A 16,014-nucleotide genomic window follows, 5' to 3' on the forward strand; every position below is an offset into this window, starting at 1 on the left:
CTTGCCGCTGTCGGTCGCGGATGGCAGGTCCATATCCCTCCTCAGATGCGGGGCTCCGAGCCCGGGCCCCTCATGCCGCCTCTGCGAGCCTGGGGTCCCATCTCGCGAGTCTAGTGGAAGCGGCGGTTCGCCTTCAAGCGTCAGCGGACGTTGCCGGGTCCAGGTCTCCCCGACATAGTGGGGCGCGCGCCGGACACGCCGTCCGTCGCCGCACCAGCCCAGGACGCGACCATGAAGGCTCTACTGCTCGCCACTCTGCTCGCCCTCCCCCAGGATACGCTGCCCGTACCGCACGCCTATCTCGACGCGTTGGCGGCGGGCACCCGCGACCGGTCCGGCGCCCCCGGCCCCCGCTATTGGACCAACTCGCTGGACTACGTGATCGAGACGGGAATCGACCCGACGGAGGCGCGTGTGTGGGGGCGGGAGCAGATCACGGTGCACAACCGCTCGCCCCACACGCTGGAAGCGGTGGCGCTCAACCTCAATCAGAATGTCTTCGCTCCAGGGAATCCCCGGAACCGCAGCGTTCCAGTCACCGGCGGCTTCCAGCTGGGTCGTGTCGTCGTGCAAGGCACTCCGGTGACGCACATGCCCTACGGCGCCTCCATCGGCACCACCAACGTGCTGCTGCCCTTGAGCGAGTCGGTGCCGCCGGGAGCGTCGTTCGCCGTGGAGGTCGATTGGAGCTTCGAGGTGCCAGAGGGGACGTTTCGTATGGGACGCGAGGGCACGGACGTCTTCTACCTGGCCCAGTGGTACCCGCAGGTGGCCGTCTTCGACGACCTGAACGGGTGGAAGCGAGACCCCTACCTGGGAGATGGCGAGTTCTACGTGGATTACGGCAACTACGACGTGCGGATCTCGGCTCCCCAGGGATGGCTGGTGAGTGCCAGCGGCGTCTTGCAGAACTCCGCCGACGTGCTCACGGAGACCGCCCACCAACGCCTGGCCGCTCTGGAACCGCAACGTGTGACCGCCGTGGTCAGCCGAGAGGACCGGGATGCCGGACGGATGACCGCCACCAGTGCCTCTGGCGTCCTGACCTGGCATTTCGTCGCGGAGAACGTCCGTGACTTCGCATGGGGCACGTCCAAGGGCTACGTCTGGGATGCCACGGTGGCCGCTTACCCCGATGGAAGCGGCGGAGAGCGGACTGCGCTCATCCACTCCTTCTACCGGCCGGAGCAGCCCAATTGGAGCGAGTCGGCTCGCTACGCCAAGCACGCCATCGAGAACCACTCTGTGTGGTATCCGTATCCGTATCCGCAGATGACCGTCAACGAAGGCGTCATCGGCGGCGGCATGGAATACCCGATGATCACGATCATCGGGGGTGGTCGCACGCCGGAAGCTCTCTACGGTGTCATCGCGCACGAGCTCGGCCACATGTGGTGGCCCATCGTCGTGGGCTCGAACGAAAAGGCGCATGCGTGGATGGACGAGGGTCTCGCCTCCTTCGCCGAGGACCTCACCATGCCCATGCTGTTCCCGAACGAGAACGCGGGTCTCAACACCATGAACGGCTACCTCCGCCTCGCCGGACAGGACGCCGAGACCGAGTCCATGCGTCCGGCCGACCAGTACGGACCGTTCGGCAATCGGGGGCTGGCCAGCTACGGCAAGCCGGCCACGGGACTGCGCATGCTCAGGGCCATCCTGGGCGGGGAGACGTTCGATCGTGCGCTCAAGGAGTACACCCGTCGCTGGGCGTTCAAACACCCCCACGCACTCGACCTGTTCTGGACCTTCGAAGACGTTAGCGGACAGGACCTGGATTGGTTCTTCTACCCGTGGATGTACACGACCCGCGTCATCGACCAGGCGGTGGCCTCCGTCGAGTTGATCGACGGCGGCCGCCGCGCTCGCATCGTGGTGGAGGACCGCGGCGAGATCCGCCTTCCTGTGCACCTGGTCCTCGAGGTGGAGGGGCAGCCTCCCGTGGTCGTCGATGCAGGACGGGAGCAGTGGCAGGGTAGGCGCATGGAGCTGACGGCGTCACTGCCCGGAGCGTTCCGACGCGCGGTGCTCGACCCGGACCAGATGCTGGCCGACGTCGATCGCAGCAACAACGTGGCGACGCGGCGCTGAGGCTCGCCCTCGCCGGTCCCGAGACCGGCGTCGCTCAGGCGCGGCCCAACTCCCGGCGCACCCGCGGCGCGACGCGCGTGCCGAGTAGCTCGATGGCGTGCAAGACCCGCTCGTGCGGCATCGGTCCGACCGTGAGCTGAATCAGGAAGCGGTCGTGTCCGAACAGTCGGTGCTGATAGAGGATCTTCTCCACCACCGTATCAGGGTCTCCCACGAACAACGCACCGGGTAGCGTGCACTCGGCCTCGAAGTGCGAGCGCGTGATGGGCGGCCACCCCCGCTCCCGACCGATCCGGCTCATGGTCTCGGCGAACGGCGGGAACGCCAACGAGCGCGCCTCCTCGGTGCTGTCCGCCAGGAAGCCGTGGGAATTGATGGCCACCGCCAGAGTGGTGGGATCGTGCCCCGCGCGCAGGCCCGCGTCGCGATAGAGCTGGACGAACGGCACGAAGCGCTCTGCCGCGCCTCCAATGATGGCGAGCGCCAGGGGCAGCCCCAGCGTTCCGGCGCGCACCACGGACCGGGGTGTGCCCCCTACCGCGATCCAGACCGGCAGCGGGTTCTGCTGCGGTCGCGGATAGACTGCCCGATCCTCGATGGCCGCGCGATGCTGCCCGTTCCAGCGCACTCTCGTGTGGTCACGCAGCGTCAGGAGCAGATCCAGCTTCTCGCTGAACAGCTCGTCGTAGTCGGCCAGATCCTGACCGAAGAGCGGAAAGGACTCGGTGAAGGACCCCCGCCCCACCATGATCTCGGCCCGGCCTTCGGACAGCAGATCCAGGGTGGCGTAGTCCTGGAACACCCGAACCGGGTCGTCGGAGCTCAGCACGGATACCGCTGGCGTCAACCGGATCCGCCGGGTGCGGGCCGCGGCCGCCGCGAGCACCACGGCCGGAGAAGAAACCGTGTAGTCGGCGCGATGATGTTCCCCGACGCCGAAGACGTCCAATCCGACGCGATCGGCGACTTCGATCTCCTCGACGAGGTGGCGCAACCGCAGTCCGGCATCGCCGGGTTCGCCGGTCTCCGGGCCCAGCGCGACCTCACCGAAGCTGTAGACGCCGATCTCCACCGACTCCCCCTCTTTCCGACGTGCTTCCCAGGAGCGGACCGCGGGGCCTCAGGCTCCCTGGGCCCCCCGCGCCAGCAGTGCGTCGATCTCGGCGCTGGAAACGCCGCCCAACCCCGAGAAGTCGCCCTGCTCGAAGATGGCGCGGGCCGCGTCCCGGATCACGCGCTGCGTCGCGCGGGCCAGGGCCGATCCGAGGCTGATGCGCGCCACCCCCGCGGCGGCGAAGGCCGCCCGGGAGACGGACGTGTAGGGACCGGCCGCCAGCGCGTTGACGGGCTTGGTGGTGGCTCGACACACCGCAGCCACTCCCTCCAGATCCGGCGGCAGCGGCACGTACAGGCAATCCGCCCCGGCCTCATCGAAAGCCCGGACCCGGCGCAGCCCTTCATCCATGCCGTAGGAGCCCGTCAGCACTCCGTCGGCGCGGGCCACCAACACGAAATCGCGATCCAACCCACGGGCCGCACTCGCCGCAGCCCGGATGCGCTCCACCGCCAACTCGAAGGGATAGGCCGTGTCACCCGGGAGCTCCGTGTCTTCGATGGACGCCCCCGCCAGACCGGCCTCAGCCGCCAGGCGAATGGTCTCGGCGACGCCCTCGGGTGCCACGGCGAATCCGTCTTCGAGGTCGGCCGAGACCGGCAGCGCCGTGGCGCGCACCAGTTCGGCGGCGTGGCTCAGCACCTCGTCGCGAGTCAGATGCCCGCCGTCGGGGCGCCCCAACGTGAACGCATGCGCGGCGGACGACGTGCCGATCGCCTGTGCGCCCAGGGCCGCCAGCATGCGGGCGGTGCCGGTGTCCCAGGCGTTGGCGAGCACGAAAGGGTCTCCCGGACGGTGAAGGGCCCGAAAGGCAGGACCTGGGTCGTGGCGCGGCATGGACCAAGGGCGTGGAAGGTGAGGACAACGGAAGCAGCACGATGCCTGCACTCTGCCTGGGGTTCAAGGGGCCGCGCGACGGCACCCACCTGAGGGCCCGCGCTCCGGTCGCTGCCTTTGCACGGCGCCGCCCCGGCCCGTGACCGTCAGGGCGCCTCGATCAGCTCCCGACGACGCCTCGGCCCCTGCAGGGAGGTGGGCTGCGGGTCCGGCTCGCGAATCCGGTCGCGCTCGGCGAGCTCGCGCCTCAGCGCCTGCAGCTCGTGACGAATGGCCTCGAGCTCGCGCTCCTGTTCGTCCTCCCCGGGCGCGATGAGCCAGGACGCGAGGAAGGCCGTGTAGATCCCGAACAGGCCGATGCCCGCCACCATGAGCATCATCGCCAGAATGCGGCCGACATGCGTGATCGGCACGACGTCTCCGTACCCGACCGAGGTTGCCGTCACGATGCTCCACCAGATGGCGTCCGAGGCCGTGCGGATGCTGCCGCCGGCCGCGCGCTCCACGTGGAGCACGCCGACACTGGCCAGCGTCAGCACCAGGATCGCGATGAGGATGGATGCGAGCAGCGCGGTCTCCGCCCGACGGGCGTGCGTGGCGAAGCGCACGACCTTGCGCAGAGAGCGCACTCCCCGCAGCAACCGAAGGACGCGGGCCATGCGCGCCGCGCGACCCCACTGGAGTACGCCCAGCGTGGGCACGCTCGAGATCAGGTCGAGCCACCCCCAGGTGTAGAGGTAGCGCAGCCGGTTGGGCGCCTTCCATACGCTGAGCAGGAAGTCGAGCAGGAAGAACGCACACACGAACAGGTCCACACGCAGGAGGATGGCGTGCTCCTCGGAGGTCAACGGGATCGCATGCTCGACGGCCAACATGAACAGCACCAGGCAGCAGAGCCCCAGCATGAAGACCTGGTAGGGGGTCGCTTCCGGTTGTTCCGCCGGTCCCTCGCGGGGGGGCGCTAGCGCTGAGCGGGCCTGCCGCATGCGTGTCTCACCGAGGTGTCGGGGGATACTCCTCCGCTCCTTGAGAATCGGTCGGCAGGGCTCCGGGATTGAGGCCGGGGTCCCCGGCCTGCGGAGACGGCGTCGGAGCCGCGGACCCGAGGATGCCGGCGAGCTTGTCCGGGTTTCGGACCACGAAGACCTGCTCGATACGGCCCTCTCGGAGGTCCACGGTCAACGCCGACACCACGACACCCTCCTGGAGGAGGAGATAACCGGGCACACCATTGATCTCCTTCTCGAGGACCTGCACGGGAGCGAAACGGCCGGGGCGGTTGAGCCCGAGGAAGAAGCGGGCGATGCGGTCCGGGCCCACGACGGGATTGCGCGCGGCCAACGCCTTGCCGCCGCCGTCACTGAGCAACACGGCGTCCTCCGTGAAGAGGGTGATCAGCTCCTCGAGGCTCTGCGCCGCCAGCGCCTCACGGAACCGCTCCAGCATCTGCTGCTGCGCGCGCGGCGAGACCGTGAAGCGAGGTCGCGTCTCCTGGATCCGGCGCCGAGCCCGCGACGCGATCTGACGGACCGCCGCTTCCGACTTCTCGAGCGCCTCGGCGATCTCACGGTACGGGGCTCCGAACACGTCGTGCAGCAGGAAAGCGGCGCGCTCCTCGACGCCCAACCGCTCCAGCACCAGGAGGAAGGCGAGAGAGAGGTCATCGGCGAGTTCCAATGCGCGCTCGACGGTCGGAGGTGGAGCCTCGGAAACGAGCGGCTCGGGTAGCCAAGGGCCCACATAGTGCTCCCGCGCCACCTTCTCTCGCCGCAAGCGGTCGATCGCCCGCCGGGTGGTGGCGGTCGTCAGCCAGGCCGGGGGCCTCTCGATCTCGGTCACGGGTGCAGCCTGCCACCGGAGCCAGACGTCCTGTACGACATCCTCGGCTGCGGCGCGCGAACCGAGCATGCGGTACGCCAACCCGATCAGCCGTTCACGCTCCGCCTCGAAGATCTCCACTCCGTCCGACTCCATCACCAGACCACCTCCCTCCCTTCGACGCTCTCTCCCCCGACGGTGAGCCGCTCGCAAGCCTGCGCATGACCCAGGACCCGCTTGAGCGAGGGATACACTCGCGCGCCGCTGATCGTGAACGCCAGGGTCACCAGTCCTTCCGGCCCGAAGCGCCGCCGCACCTCGTCTCGCAAGCTGTCAGCTGGCTCTCGCTTCAGACACGCCTCCGCGAAGCGGAGCGCCAGAGCCGCGTCCGGGGGCAATCGCTCGAAGTTCCTGGCGACGATGGCCTGCAGCGTCGCGTCGGGCACGCCCGCGGCGCGCGCCATGTCGATGGTGAGCTGCGCGCAGGGACCGCAGTCCTCCGACCGGGTCGCCGCGATCCGAGCGGCGGCCATCGCCGCGGGCGGCACGCCGGCGTGCTGTCGGTCCATCACGCCGAAGCAGAGGAAGCGGAGCGCCGCCCCCAGCGAGACATCGGTCACCTCGTGCAGGTAGGCGGCATCGTAGCCGAATTCCCGCTCCAGCTTCCCGATCGAACGGTGGATCATGCGCTTGAGCACGCCGCCTCCTGGTGGCCGGCCCCTCGGCGCCCGGTCGGACGACCGCCGCGCCGGGAGGGCTCCCTACCCCACCTGACGCCGCGGGAGCGGCGGCTGTGACTGCCCGGGGGCTGGAATCCCCTTTCATGGCTTTGCTCCGCCGTTCCCTCACCGTCTGTCGGTGCCGCTGGGGAGGCCTCCACCGCTCGGTCGAGGCAGGCATGAGGGTGGCCGCGCCGGAACGGCGCACTCCTGGGTGCGGGACACGACCCTCAGGGAGCTACGACCATGACGACACTGCCTCGGACCCCGAAGACGCGCCTGGGACGGCCCCGGGTGATCGCGCTGGCGCTGGGGGCGTTCGCGCTTTCCGCCTGTGCCGACAGTCTCACCGATCCCCTGCCCGCTCCGGGGGACTCCGGTGTGCAGCCGCCCGCCGACACCACGACTCCCCCTCCCCCACCGCCGCCCACCACGGGCGCGGGTGAAGGCGAAGGGAGCTACACGGCCGGCCAGCTCAAGGCCACGGGCAAGGTCGTCGACACCCCCAATGGCTATACCGTCGACGGAGCGCTCGAGATGGCACTACCTGCGGGCAACTCCGTCACCTTCGAGAAGGCCAACCTGAACGTCGCTGTGAACGCAGCAGGGAAGGTGACGAACATCAGCGGCACGGCTGTCATCCCCTCCCCACACGAGCGCATCGAGTTCGCGGATCCCGTCGAGGCCGATATCGGGTTGTTCTCGGGCAGGTACCTGAACCAGACCCGCGAGTTCGACATCCTTCTCAAAGACGACACCGACTACTTCGTCTTCCACATCAAGACCGCGTTCGAGATGCGGGTCGCCACGGGTGAGACGGGCGCGAACGCGGTCAAGCCCATCAAGATCGCCGCGCCCATCGGCTACGAGATCTTGATGATCATGGACTACACCGATCCGATGTATTTCGTGTACGGATCGCACGATCTGATCGGGGACGCCGGGATCGGCTGGTCCCTGCATGGCCGCATCCCCTTCGTGCCGACGCATCCGGTCGCAGAGGTCGGATCCCGCATCAACTTCGACGGGAAGAACATCCGCACGGGCACCTTCCCGCTCTATGGGGCGGTGAGCGTCCACGGCGTGTTGGTGGACAATCAGGTCAACGAGGCGCATCTGTCGGCGGAAGATCCCTTCGCCAGCTCGCTGACCGTGGGCTACCAGGCCGGAATCAACGGTGAGATGTCGCTGGGGCTGGGACTCAAGCTGAGCAAGAAGCCCAACAGTCCCTTGAACGAGATCTTCGGGTTCGAGATCCCCCTGGCCAGCGCGTCCGCCGGTGTCCTGGCGGAAGCGGGCACCAGGAGCGGCCTGGTCGGGCATGCGTACATCCACGGAGAGACGGCGGGCTACTCCTGGTGGCCCACCTTCATCCCCTTTACGCCGGCCGCCGCCATGGTGGCCGAAGGCGTGATCTCGAGCGACGGCGACTTCCGGATCGAGTTGGCAGGTCAGATGGGGATCGACGTCGTGGGCGAGTTCTACGGCATGACGGCTCAGGTTCAGATGCTGCCGGACGCGCTCACCATCCGCGGGGCGGTCGAGGCCGGTCGCACCACGCCCTTGGCCATCACCGGAACCGTGACCGCCGAGACCACGACCATCGCCTTGAATCCACCGGTCGAGATCTACGACGCCATGTTCGACGCGGTGCAGGCGGAGGTGGGAGCGGCCATCGCAGACGCCCAGAAGGCGTACGACGACGTGGTCCAGGCCACCAAGGACTACGAGTTCGAGTGGAGCCTACGTGGCTTCCGTCAGGCCATTCCCCCGGCCATGGATCAGGCCAAGGTCACGATCGATCAGGTGATCACGAGCCGGCTCAACGCCCACAAGGGGACGGTCTACTACTCGAGCCTCTCGAGCGCCCTGCGCTCCTTCCAGTCCGGCTTGAACCGGCAGCTCGACGCGCTGAAGGCCCAGGCGCTGCAGATCCAGGACAACGACGCCACGCGCCGCCTGCTCGAGCAGTACCTGCGCACCATCGCCAACCTGCGCAACGTGAGCTACACATACCGCTACAAGGTCCTGGGCGTGACGATCAAGACCGTAACGGTCAACGTGACCACCATGAGCGCCACGGCGCAGCAGGCGCTGCTGACCGCCGCCGACAACGTCAAGAACATCAAGGCGACCTCGGACATCAAGATCAAGGCCGAGACGATCTACAATCAGATCCCTTCCAAGGCCCTGTTCGAGAGCCTGAAGGACCAGATCGTCGACGGCGTCATCCCCGTGCCGCGGCTCACCGAGATTGGCCTGATCATGGGGAATCTCACGCCTACCTATGAGGTCTACGCGGTGTTGGACGGCAGCTGGACGTCGCTGGGCAAGATCAACCTCTTCGACATCCCCGCGCTCGCGGCGGACCTGGCTCGAAAGGCGGTCGAAGCGGTGCTGAGCGTGTAGAGGTGCGAGCGGAAGCAGCGAAGCGAGCACCCATGAGGGGGGCGGCCGGGATCCCGCCCCCCTCGCTTCTTGCTCCGGTCCGAGGGACGCGTCGTCGATCCCCGACTTGCCGACGTAGCGCCGGCGCAGTACGCGTTGTGCACCTTTCCCCGGACCGGAGCACCCGATGCCCCACCCGACCCCATGGTTGCGCCCCTCCTGGCCGGCCGTCCTGGCCACGCTGACCGTAGCCGCCCTGGCCGGCTGTGCCCCCGCCGAGAGCGGAACCGCCACCGACGCCACCGTCTTCGAGGGGGCACGCGTCGTCGTGGGGGATGGCAGCGCTCCCATCGATGACGCGGTGTTCGTGGTGCAGGACGGACGATTCACACAGGTGGGCGTCCGCGGCGAGGTGGAGATCCCGGGCCGCGCTACCCACGTGGACCTCACAGGGAAGACCGTGATCCCCGCTCTCGTGAATGCGCACGTGCACCTGAGCGTGGACCGGCCCTCCCGTACGCTCGACCTCCAGCACATGGCCTACTACGGCACCGGCACCGCACTGAGCCTCGGTCTCGACAGCGGCAGCGTCGCCTTCGCGATGCGCGACGAACGCGTTCCGGACGGGTCACGCGCCCTCTCGGCGGGTCGCGGCATCACTTCGCCTGAACCGGGTCGGACGGAGGTCCCCTACTGGGTCACCACCGAAGCGGAAGCGCGAGCGGCTGTGCAGGAGCTGGCGGCGCAGCAGGTGGATTTCGTCAAGATCTGGGTGGACGACCGCGGAGGTCAGTACGAGCGTCTGTCTCCTCCGCTCTACGGAGCGGTGATCGACGAAGCACACCGCCACGGCCTTCCGGTAACGGCCCACATCTTCCGTTTGGAAGACGCCAAGGGCCTGATCCGGGCCGGCGTGGATGCGTTCGCCCACGGCGTGCGGGACCAGGAGATCGACGACGAGCTCGTCACGCTCTGGCAAGCCCACCCGAACGTGGTGCTGGTCCCCAACCTACCGGATCCGGGGGTTGCCCAGGATCTCTCGTGGCTGAGCGGTACCGTGCCGCCGGACGAGTTGGCGCGGATGCAGGACGCCTCGGTCGATCGCCCCGCGGCCCAAGCCTCCTTTGCAGTGCAGGCCCGCAACCTGGCGCGCTTGAGTGAATCCGGGATCCGCATCGCGTTCGGCACCGACGGCAACACCCCCTGGGCGGTCCATCAGGAGATGGAGGACATGGTGCGGTCCGGCATGACACCGGCTGCAGTGCTCGCCGCCGCCACCGGGACATCGGCAGCGCTGCTGGGATTGGAGGATGTGGGTACGATCGGGGTGGGAACGTCCGCCGACTTCGTGGTGCTGAACGGGAATCCGCTTACAGACATCACGCGTACGCGCGCCATCGACCGGGTCTACCTGCGTGGTGTCGTCATCGATCGCGCCGCCCTGAGCGCGCGACTCCTGGGGTCGGCGGCACCGTAGCGGGGGGCGCAGGGGCGTCGCAGGGTTGATGCATCGTCTCCCCCGAACGCGGGCAGCCCCTACGCGCGGGGCACCCCACGTGTGCAGGCTTCCCTAGCGGCTCGGAACCCCCACGGCCGCCCCGCTTCCGCGTGGATCGGCGATCCCGATCATGCCTCCGCTATGCGCGTCGTAGCGGATGGCGGATACGTTGGCGACACTCTCGCCCAACCGATTGCGGATCTCGTAGCCGAACGCCTGCAGCTGCGCCTGCAGATCCTGGGGCCAATCGGCTTCCAGGTACAGCACATCGGGCTCCGCCGGCTCAACGTGCAGTCGGGGCGCCGCCATGGCCTCCTCGAAGCCGGTACCGTGGTCGATGGTCCGTGACAGGACCTGGACGATGGCCGAGAGGATGCGCCGCGACCCCGATGCGCCGATGACCATCTCCAACGTTCCCTCCGGCCCCACGACCAGCGAGGGGGACTGTCGGGACGAGGCGCGGTCACCGGGGCCCAGGGCCCGAATCCCCGACGAGGCAGCCGTCCCGGTCAGGTAGCCCATGGTGGCCGAATACGCGAAGCCGAGCCCCGGCGCCGCCACCCGGGAGCCCATGGTGGGCCCGAGCGACTGGGTCAGGGAGACCGCCCGACCTTCGCGGTCCACGACGGACAGGTGGGTGGTGTGACCGTCCGGGAAGACCCCCACCCGTTCCGGTACTCGAGGGGCCGCAGCCGTCTCCCGGGGAACGCGGATGGCCGCCGCCCGCTGGTCGAGTCGGGCAGGATCGAGCAGCCAGGCCAGACGATCGGGGCGAGGGAAGGTTTCGGCGGGCCCCATGTTGGCGAGATCGACGAGCCGGTCCTCGAACCCGAAGAGCAGCGCCTGGGCGACCACCGCCGCCCACGGGAAGCCCTCGGCCAGGGGCTCCGGCGACGCACGCTCCATCATCTGCATCTGCGCCTGCACGTTGGCTCCGCCGGCGGGAAGGTACGTGCCCACCAGGGTGTGGCCACGGTATTCGCTCTGCGCCACCAGCGCGTCGCGCACCGAGTAGGCCTCCAGATCGGCGCGCGTCACGTAGCCACCGTGTGCGGCCATGTCCTCCGCGATCCGGTCCGCGATCCAGCCGCGATAGAAGACGTCCGCGCCCTCCTGCCCGATCGCACGCAGAGTAGCCGCCAGATCGGACTGGACGAAGCGCTCCCCGGCTTGATACGGACGTCCGTCCGGCTTCAGGAAATACTGACGCGATCCTTCGTAGAGCCGCAGGTCCTCCGCGACGCGTGCCAGGGCTTCCGCCTGGTCGCCGCTCAAGGGGAACCCCTGCTCCGCCAGGGTCACCGCCGGTGCGATCACCGTGGCCAGGGGCAGTGAGCCGTGCCGCTCGAGCGCGGCGGTCAAGGCGGCCACCGTCCCGGGAATGCCGATCATGCCGTAGCCGGACGTGAGGTCGGGACCTACGACCGTGTCCGCCGGATAGGCGGCCGGCACCTGGTTGGTCCCATCCAGCGCGGCCACCTGCCCGTCCGGATGGCGGATCAGCACCTGTGTGCGACCACCCAGCCCTGAATTGCCGGGCTCGACCACCGTGAGCGCGAACGCCGTGGCGACCGCCGCGTCGACCGCATTGCCGCCCATCGCCAGGATGTGCGCACCTGCTTGGGCGGCGAAGGGCGCCTGGCTGACCACCATCCCCGCGTTCGAGCGCGCGACCTGGGACGCCGGCGGATCGCCGATCTGGAACGCGGGCATCGCCGCGGAGCCCCCGCTGAAGGTCGCGTCGTCCGAGGCAGGACCGCAGGCGACGGACCAGGCGAGCGCGGCAACGGCAAACGTACGCGTGGCAGACATGGTGCAGACCTCCGAGCTGGGCGGCTCCCGCCTCGTGGCGAGGCCGAGGGCTGACTTCTATTCTGCCCCGGTGTCAACGGCAAGTCGACAAGCCCCCTGGGACGTGCTGGTCGTGGGGGGAGGGAATGCGGCGCTCTGCGCCGCCCTGAGCGCGCGGGCCTCCGGTGCGCGCGTCTTGATGCTGGAAGCCGCCCCCAAGGTCTTCCGGGGTGGGAACAGCCGGCACACACGCAATCTGCGCTACGTGCACGATGCCCCCACCCAGGTGCTCAGCGGACCCTACACCGAGTCCGAGTTCCTCGACGACCTGCTCCGCGTTACCGGCGGCCGGACGGATGAGACGCTGGCGCGTTTGACACTGTCCCGTTCCCGTGACCTCGGAGTTTGGATGGAGCGGCACGGTGCACGCTTCCAGGCGCCGCTCAAGGGGTCGCTCCAGCTTTCCCGGACCAACGCCTTCTTCCTGGGCGGCGGAAAGGCTCTCCTGAACGCGTACTACCACACGGCCACCGCCATGGGCGTGCAGGTCCGCTATGAAGCCGAGGTGACCGGGCTGGAGGTCGAGGACGGACGGTTTCGGGCGGCGCTGACCAGCGGTGCGAACGGGACTGAGCGCATCGAGGCGCACACGCTGGTCGCGGCCTCAGGAGGCTTCCAAGCGAATGAAGAGTGGTTGCGACGCGCTTGGGGACCCGCCGCGGACAACTTCGTGATCCGCGGGAGCCCCTACGACCGGGGCCGGGTGCTCGAAGCCCTGTTGGACCACGGAGCAGCGACCATCGGCGATCCCACGCAGTGCCACGCCGTGGCCGTCGATGCCCGTGCGCCGCGCTTCGACGGCGGCATCGTGACGCGCCTGGACTGCGTACCCTTCGGCATCGCCGTGAACCGCGAGGGCAGACGCTTCTACGACGAAGGCGAGGATGTCTGGCCGAAGCGCTACGCGATCTGGGGGCGCCTGGTCGCACAGCAACCCGACCAGATCGCCTACGGCATCATCGACGACCAGACGCGAGGCCTGACCATGCCTTCCGCGTTCCCCCCGATCGAAGCCGCCACCATCCCCGACCTGGCGGCCGCGCTCGGCCTGCCCGTCGATCGCTTGCAGCAGACGGTGGCGGCGTACAATCGTGCGATCGTGCCCGGTACGTTCGACCCCTCGAAGCTCGACGACTGCCGCACCGAGGCGCTCGACCCGCCCAAGAGCCACTGGGCACTCCCACTGGACCGGCCCCCCTTCCGTGCCTGGCCGCTGCGTCCCGGCATCACCTTCACCTACATGGGGGTCAGGGTGGGCGCGGACGCCCGAGTGATCCTGGAAGACGGGCACGCACTGCCCAACGTCTTCGCTGCGGGAGAGATCATGTCGGGCAACGTGCTGGGTCAGGGCTACCTGGCAGGCTTCGGCATGACCCTGGGAACGGTCTTCGGCCGCATCGCGGGAGAGGAGGCGGCGCGCCATGTCCGAGGCTGAGACGCTGACTGAAGCCCGGCGCGTGATGACGCTCTGCAATGCCTGCCGCTATTGCGAGGGCTTCTGCGCCGTGTTCCCGGCCATGGAGTTGCGCACAGCGTTCACCGACGACGACCTGCGCTATCTGTCCAACCTCTGCCACGACTGCCGCGGCTGCTACTACGCCTGTCAGTACGCACCACCGCACGCGTTCGATGTCAACGTTCCGCGCGTGTTCGCAGAGCTGCGCCTCCACAGCTACACCCGCTTCGCACGCCCCCGCTGGCTGGGACGCTGGCTGCGCCGCCCCGTGGTCGGCGCGTGGCTCGCGGGCGCGCTCGCGTTCGTGGGGATCCTGGCCGTGGTCGGACTGGGCCCCGGTCTCCGTGCGTTGACCGTCCCGCACGTCGGAGCGGGCGCCTTCTACGCAGTGGTGCCCTATTCGGCCCTGGTAGGGAGCGCCGGCCTCCTCCTGCTGGCCGTCGCGATGGCTTGGTTGGCCGCCACCCGGGCCGCGGGATGGCTTTCCCGCTCGGGCGGGTCCGCAGGCCTCCTCCGGGCCGCGATCGACGCGGCCCGGCTCACCTACCTGGGCGGCGGAGGGGAGGGCTGCCCCTATCCGGAAGAGCGGCCCTCCGCGCGGCGTCGCCTCTTCCATCAGCTCGTGGTTTGGGGCTTCCTGCTGGATCTGGCAGCGACTTCGGTGGCTGCGCTCTACCACCACGTCTTGCACCGCGAAGCGCCGTATGCGCTCACCAGCCTTCCGGTGCTTCTGGGCTCGCTGGGCGGGGCCGGCCTGATGGTGGGTTGCTTGGGCCTGCTTGCACTTCGCCGACATGCGGACCGGGACCCTGCCTTCCCCGCGGCCCGCCGGCTCGACGCGCAGCTCCTGTGGCTCCTGCTGCTCACCGTCGCTAGCGGCTTCGGGGTGCTGTTCCTGCGCGAGACCGCGGCCCTGGGCCCGAGCCTGGTCCTCCATCTCACGTGCGTCGGGGCCCTGTTCCTCACCACGCCTTACGGGAAGCTGATCCACGCGCTGCATCGCTTCGCCGCGCTGGCCCGCTGGGCCGGAGAGCGCGCTCGGCACACAGCGCACTGCGACGCCCCCTGACGCCACTGGGACCGTGCGCGTCCCACCCGTGGTCCCCCCCCAAGGGGGCCGCGTTGGTCGCTCTGCGCCCAGAGCGCTGTCGTACAAGCAGTTGCGCACATCGTCCCTGGAGCGGCACGTCGAATGCCCAAGGGAAGCGCAGTCGCTCCGATGGTCGGTCGCGACGCTCTCGCTCTGGTTGGAGTCTGGTCATGCGCACGCGGCTTCCTGCACTGCTCGCTTCCCTCACGCTTGGGCTCGCAGGCGTCGCCTGCGACATCCCCACGGCTCCTGAATCCACGGCAGACCCGGTCGCGGCCACCCCCGGCGATCCCTCGTCGAACGGGGGCACGCCGATCTCCGGCGAGGTCCGCGTCACCCTCAGCGCCGACGCCGCCTTTCCTGCCGCATCTGGAAAGGCGAAGTACAAGAACATCGGCGGGGAGCGTGAGCTGCAGATCGAGCTGGAGAACGGGCCGCGCAACACCAGTGTCTCCTTCCTGGTGGGCGGGACGGTGGTGGCCGACGGGGTGACGGACGGACTCGGAAATGCCTCCATCAACCGCAACTCGGACGTTGGACAGTCCGTGCCCGACGTGACGACCGGGATGACGATCGAGGTACGCATCGGCGGACAGGTGTTGCTCTCCGGGCACTTCTAGCCGGATCGTGCGGGCGCCTGCGGAGGCGCCCCGGGAACGTCACGAGGGGTGGCCGGCGCCGCGCCGTGCCACCCCTCGTGCGTTCGGACAAACCGTCAGCTCGTCAGGCGCCGCCACCGCCCCCCGTACTCGGAGCCACCCCCTCTCCCCCCGGTGCGGCCCGGTGCGCCCGGTAGCGCTCGATCTCCGGTTGCGCGTACTTCAGCGCCCACACCAGGACGGCCACGTCGTCGGCGAGCCCCAACGCACCCAGGTAGCGTTCGGGAAGCAGATCCACCGGGCTTACGAGGTAGGCCAGCGCGCCCACCGCCGCGTACTTGACCTCCTTCTTCATGTCGAAGGTCTCGTCGAAGGCCATCTCGTAGATCGTGCGCACATCCTGCCAGGAGTCCCCCAACCTGTCCTTGACCTTCTCCAGGGCAGGGCCGAATCCCGCGCGGATGCTCTCGAGGGTCTCCTTGCTCTCCACCCGCGCCTTCATCTCGGCGCTCTCGAGCATGTCCTTGATCTGGTCCATCGACGGCAGTGGCAC

The 16,014-nt window shown here is 68.9% G+C and carries 13 protein-coding genes; 6 read left to right on the forward strand and 7 right to left on the reverse strand.

Features of this window, described 5'->3' with window-relative positions:
* The first annotated feature begins 231 nt into the window (after window positions 1-231).
* A complete protein-coding gene (locus tag R3E10_17925; GenBank protein MEZ4417639.1) occupies window positions 232-2,091 on the forward strand; it encodes a M1 family metallopeptidase in 1,860 nt (619 codons plus the stop codon).
* A 34-nt stretch (window positions 2,092-2,125) separates the two neighbouring features.
* Here R3E10_17925 and R3E10_17930 read toward each other — a convergent pair whose 3' ends face one another.
* From R3E10_17930 to R3E10_17950, 5 genes are all read right to left on the reverse strand, one after another.
* Entirely contained in the window at window positions 2,126-3,163 is a 1,038-nt protein-coding gene (locus R3E10_17930) for an LLM class flavin-dependent oxidoreductase (GenBank protein ID MEZ4417640.1), read from the reverse strand.
* Window positions 3,164-3,211: 48 nt separating this feature from the next.
* A complete protein-coding gene (locus tag R3E10_17935) occupies window positions 3,212-4,042 on the reverse strand; it encodes an isocitrate lyase/phosphoenolpyruvate mutase family protein (GenBank protein ID MEZ4417641.1) in 831 nt (276 codons plus the stop codon).
* A gap of 146 nt (window positions 4,043-4,188) precedes the next feature.
* Window positions 4,189-5,028, reverse strand: coding sequence for an ion transporter (locus tag R3E10_17940; protein MEZ4417642.1), 840 nt, complete (start codon window positions 5,026-5,028; stop codon window positions 4,189-4,191).
* 7 nt (window positions 5,029-5,035) lie between these two features.
* Window positions 5,036-6,016, reverse strand: a complete 981-nt coding sequence (gene sigJ / locus R3E10_17945) for an RNA polymerase sigma factor SigJ (GenBank protein ID MEZ4417643.1) — start codon at window positions 6,014-6,016, stop codon at window positions 5,036-5,038.
* Entirely contained in the window at window positions 6,016-6,558 is a 543-nt protein-coding gene (locus R3E10_17950; protein MEZ4417644.1) for a hypothetical protein, read from the reverse strand. Before R3E10_17950 ends, sigJ begins: the two co-directional genes overlap by 1 nt.
* A gap of 267 nt (window positions 6,559-6,825) precedes the next feature.
* Between R3E10_17950 and R3E10_17955 the strand changes: the two genes are divergently transcribed.
* The gene (locus R3E10_17955; GenBank protein MEZ4417645.1) at window positions 6,826-8,988 is read left to right on the forward strand and encodes a hypothetical protein; all 2,163 of its coding nucleotides are present in this window, start codon (window positions 6,826-6,828) and stop codon (window positions 8,986-8,988) included.
* Window positions 8,989-9,154: 166 nt separating this feature from the next.
* The gene (locus R3E10_17960; protein ID MEZ4417646.1) at window positions 9,155-10,444 is read left to right on the forward strand and encodes an amidohydrolase family protein; all 1,290 of its coding nucleotides are present in this window, start codon (window positions 9,155-9,157) and stop codon (window positions 10,442-10,444) included.
* A 93-nt stretch (window positions 10,445-10,537) separates the two neighbouring features.
* Here the strand turns inward: R3E10_17960 and R3E10_17965 are convergent, their stop codons facing one another.
* On the reverse strand, window positions 10,538-12,277 hold the full coding sequence (locus R3E10_17965; GenBank protein ID MEZ4417647.1) for a gamma-glutamyltransferase: 1,740 nt from the start codon (window positions 12,275-12,277) through the stop codon (window positions 10,538-10,540).
* Between the two features lie 103 nt (window positions 12,278-12,380).
* Between R3E10_17965 and tcuA the strand changes: the two genes are divergently transcribed.
* The 3 genes from tcuA to R3E10_17980 all read left to right on the forward strand — a co-directional run bounded on the left by tcuA (window position 12,381) and on the right by R3E10_17980 (window position 15,482).
* Window positions 12,381-13,751 carry an FAD-dependent tricarballylate dehydrogenase TcuA gene (gene tcuA, locus R3E10_17970; GenBank protein MEZ4417648.1) on the forward strand — a complete coding sequence of 457 codons (1,371 nt, stop codon included), beginning with the start codon at window positions 12,381-12,383 and terminating at the stop codon, window positions 13,749-13,751.
* Window positions 13,738-14,841, forward strand: coding sequence for a tricarballylate utilization 4Fe-4S protein TcuB (gene tcuB / locus R3E10_17975; GenBank protein ID MEZ4417649.1), 1,104 nt, complete (start codon window positions 13,738-13,740; stop codon window positions 14,839-14,841). Before tcuA ends, tcuB begins: the two co-directional genes overlap by 14 nt.
* A 191-nt stretch (window positions 14,842-15,032) precedes the next feature.
* Window positions 15,033-15,482: a hypothetical protein gene (locus R3E10_17980; GenBank protein ID MEZ4417650.1), complete on the forward strand. Its 450-nt coding sequence runs from the start codon at window positions 15,033-15,035 to the stop codon at window positions 15,480-15,482.
* A gap of 103 nt (window positions 15,483-15,585) precedes the next feature.
* On the opposite strand, the gene R3E10_17985 is transcribed toward R3E10_17980, so the two are convergent.
* Window positions 15,586-16,014: a YkvA family protein gene (locus tag R3E10_17985; GenBank protein MEZ4417651.1), complete on the reverse strand. Its 429-nt coding sequence runs from the start codon at window positions 16,012-16,014 to the stop codon at window positions 15,586-15,588.

The sequence above is a fragment of the Gemmatimonadota bacterium genome, assembly GCA_041390105.1.
GTDB lineage: Bacteria > Gemmatimonadota > Gemmatimonadetes > Longimicrobiales > Gaopeijiaceae > JAGQIF01.

Excerpts from the sequence above, each read along its gene's own strand:
- R3E10_17925 (MEZ4417639.1), top strand. The coding sequence starts at position 232 with ATGAAGGCTCTACTGCTCGCCACTCTGCTCGCCCTCCCCCAGGATACG.
- R3E10_17965 (MEZ4417647.1), bottom strand. The coding sequence starts at position 12,277 with ATGTCTGCCACGCGTACGTTTGCCGTTGCCGCGCTCGCCTGGTCCGTC.
- R3E10_17955 (MEZ4417645.1), top strand. The coding sequence starts at position 6,826 with ATGACGACACTGCCTCGGACCCCGAAGACGCGCCTGGGACGGCCCCGG.
- R3E10_17960 (MEZ4417646.1), top strand. The coding sequence starts at position 9,155 with ATGCCCCACCCGACCCCATGGTTGCGCCCCTCCTGGCCGGCCGTCCTG.
- tcuB (MEZ4417649.1), top strand. The coding sequence starts at position 13,738 with ATGTCCGAGGCTGAGACGCTGACTGAAGCCCGGCGCGTGATGACGCTC.
- R3E10_17940 (MEZ4417642.1), bottom strand. The coding sequence starts at position 5,028 with ATGCGGCAGGCCCGCTCAGCGCTAGCGCCCCCCCGCGAGGGACCGGCG.
- R3E10_17935 (MEZ4417641.1), bottom strand. The coding sequence starts at position 4,042 with ATGCCGCGCCACGACCCAGGTCCTGCCTTTCGGGCCCTTCACCGTCCG.
- sigJ (MEZ4417643.1), bottom strand. The coding sequence starts at position 6,016 with ATGGAGTCGGACGGAGTGGAGATCTTCGAGGCGGAGCGTGAACGGCTG.
- R3E10_17980 (MEZ4417650.1), top strand. The coding sequence starts at position 15,033 with ATGCGCACGCGGCTTCCTGCACTGCTCGCTTCCCTCACGCTTGGGCTC.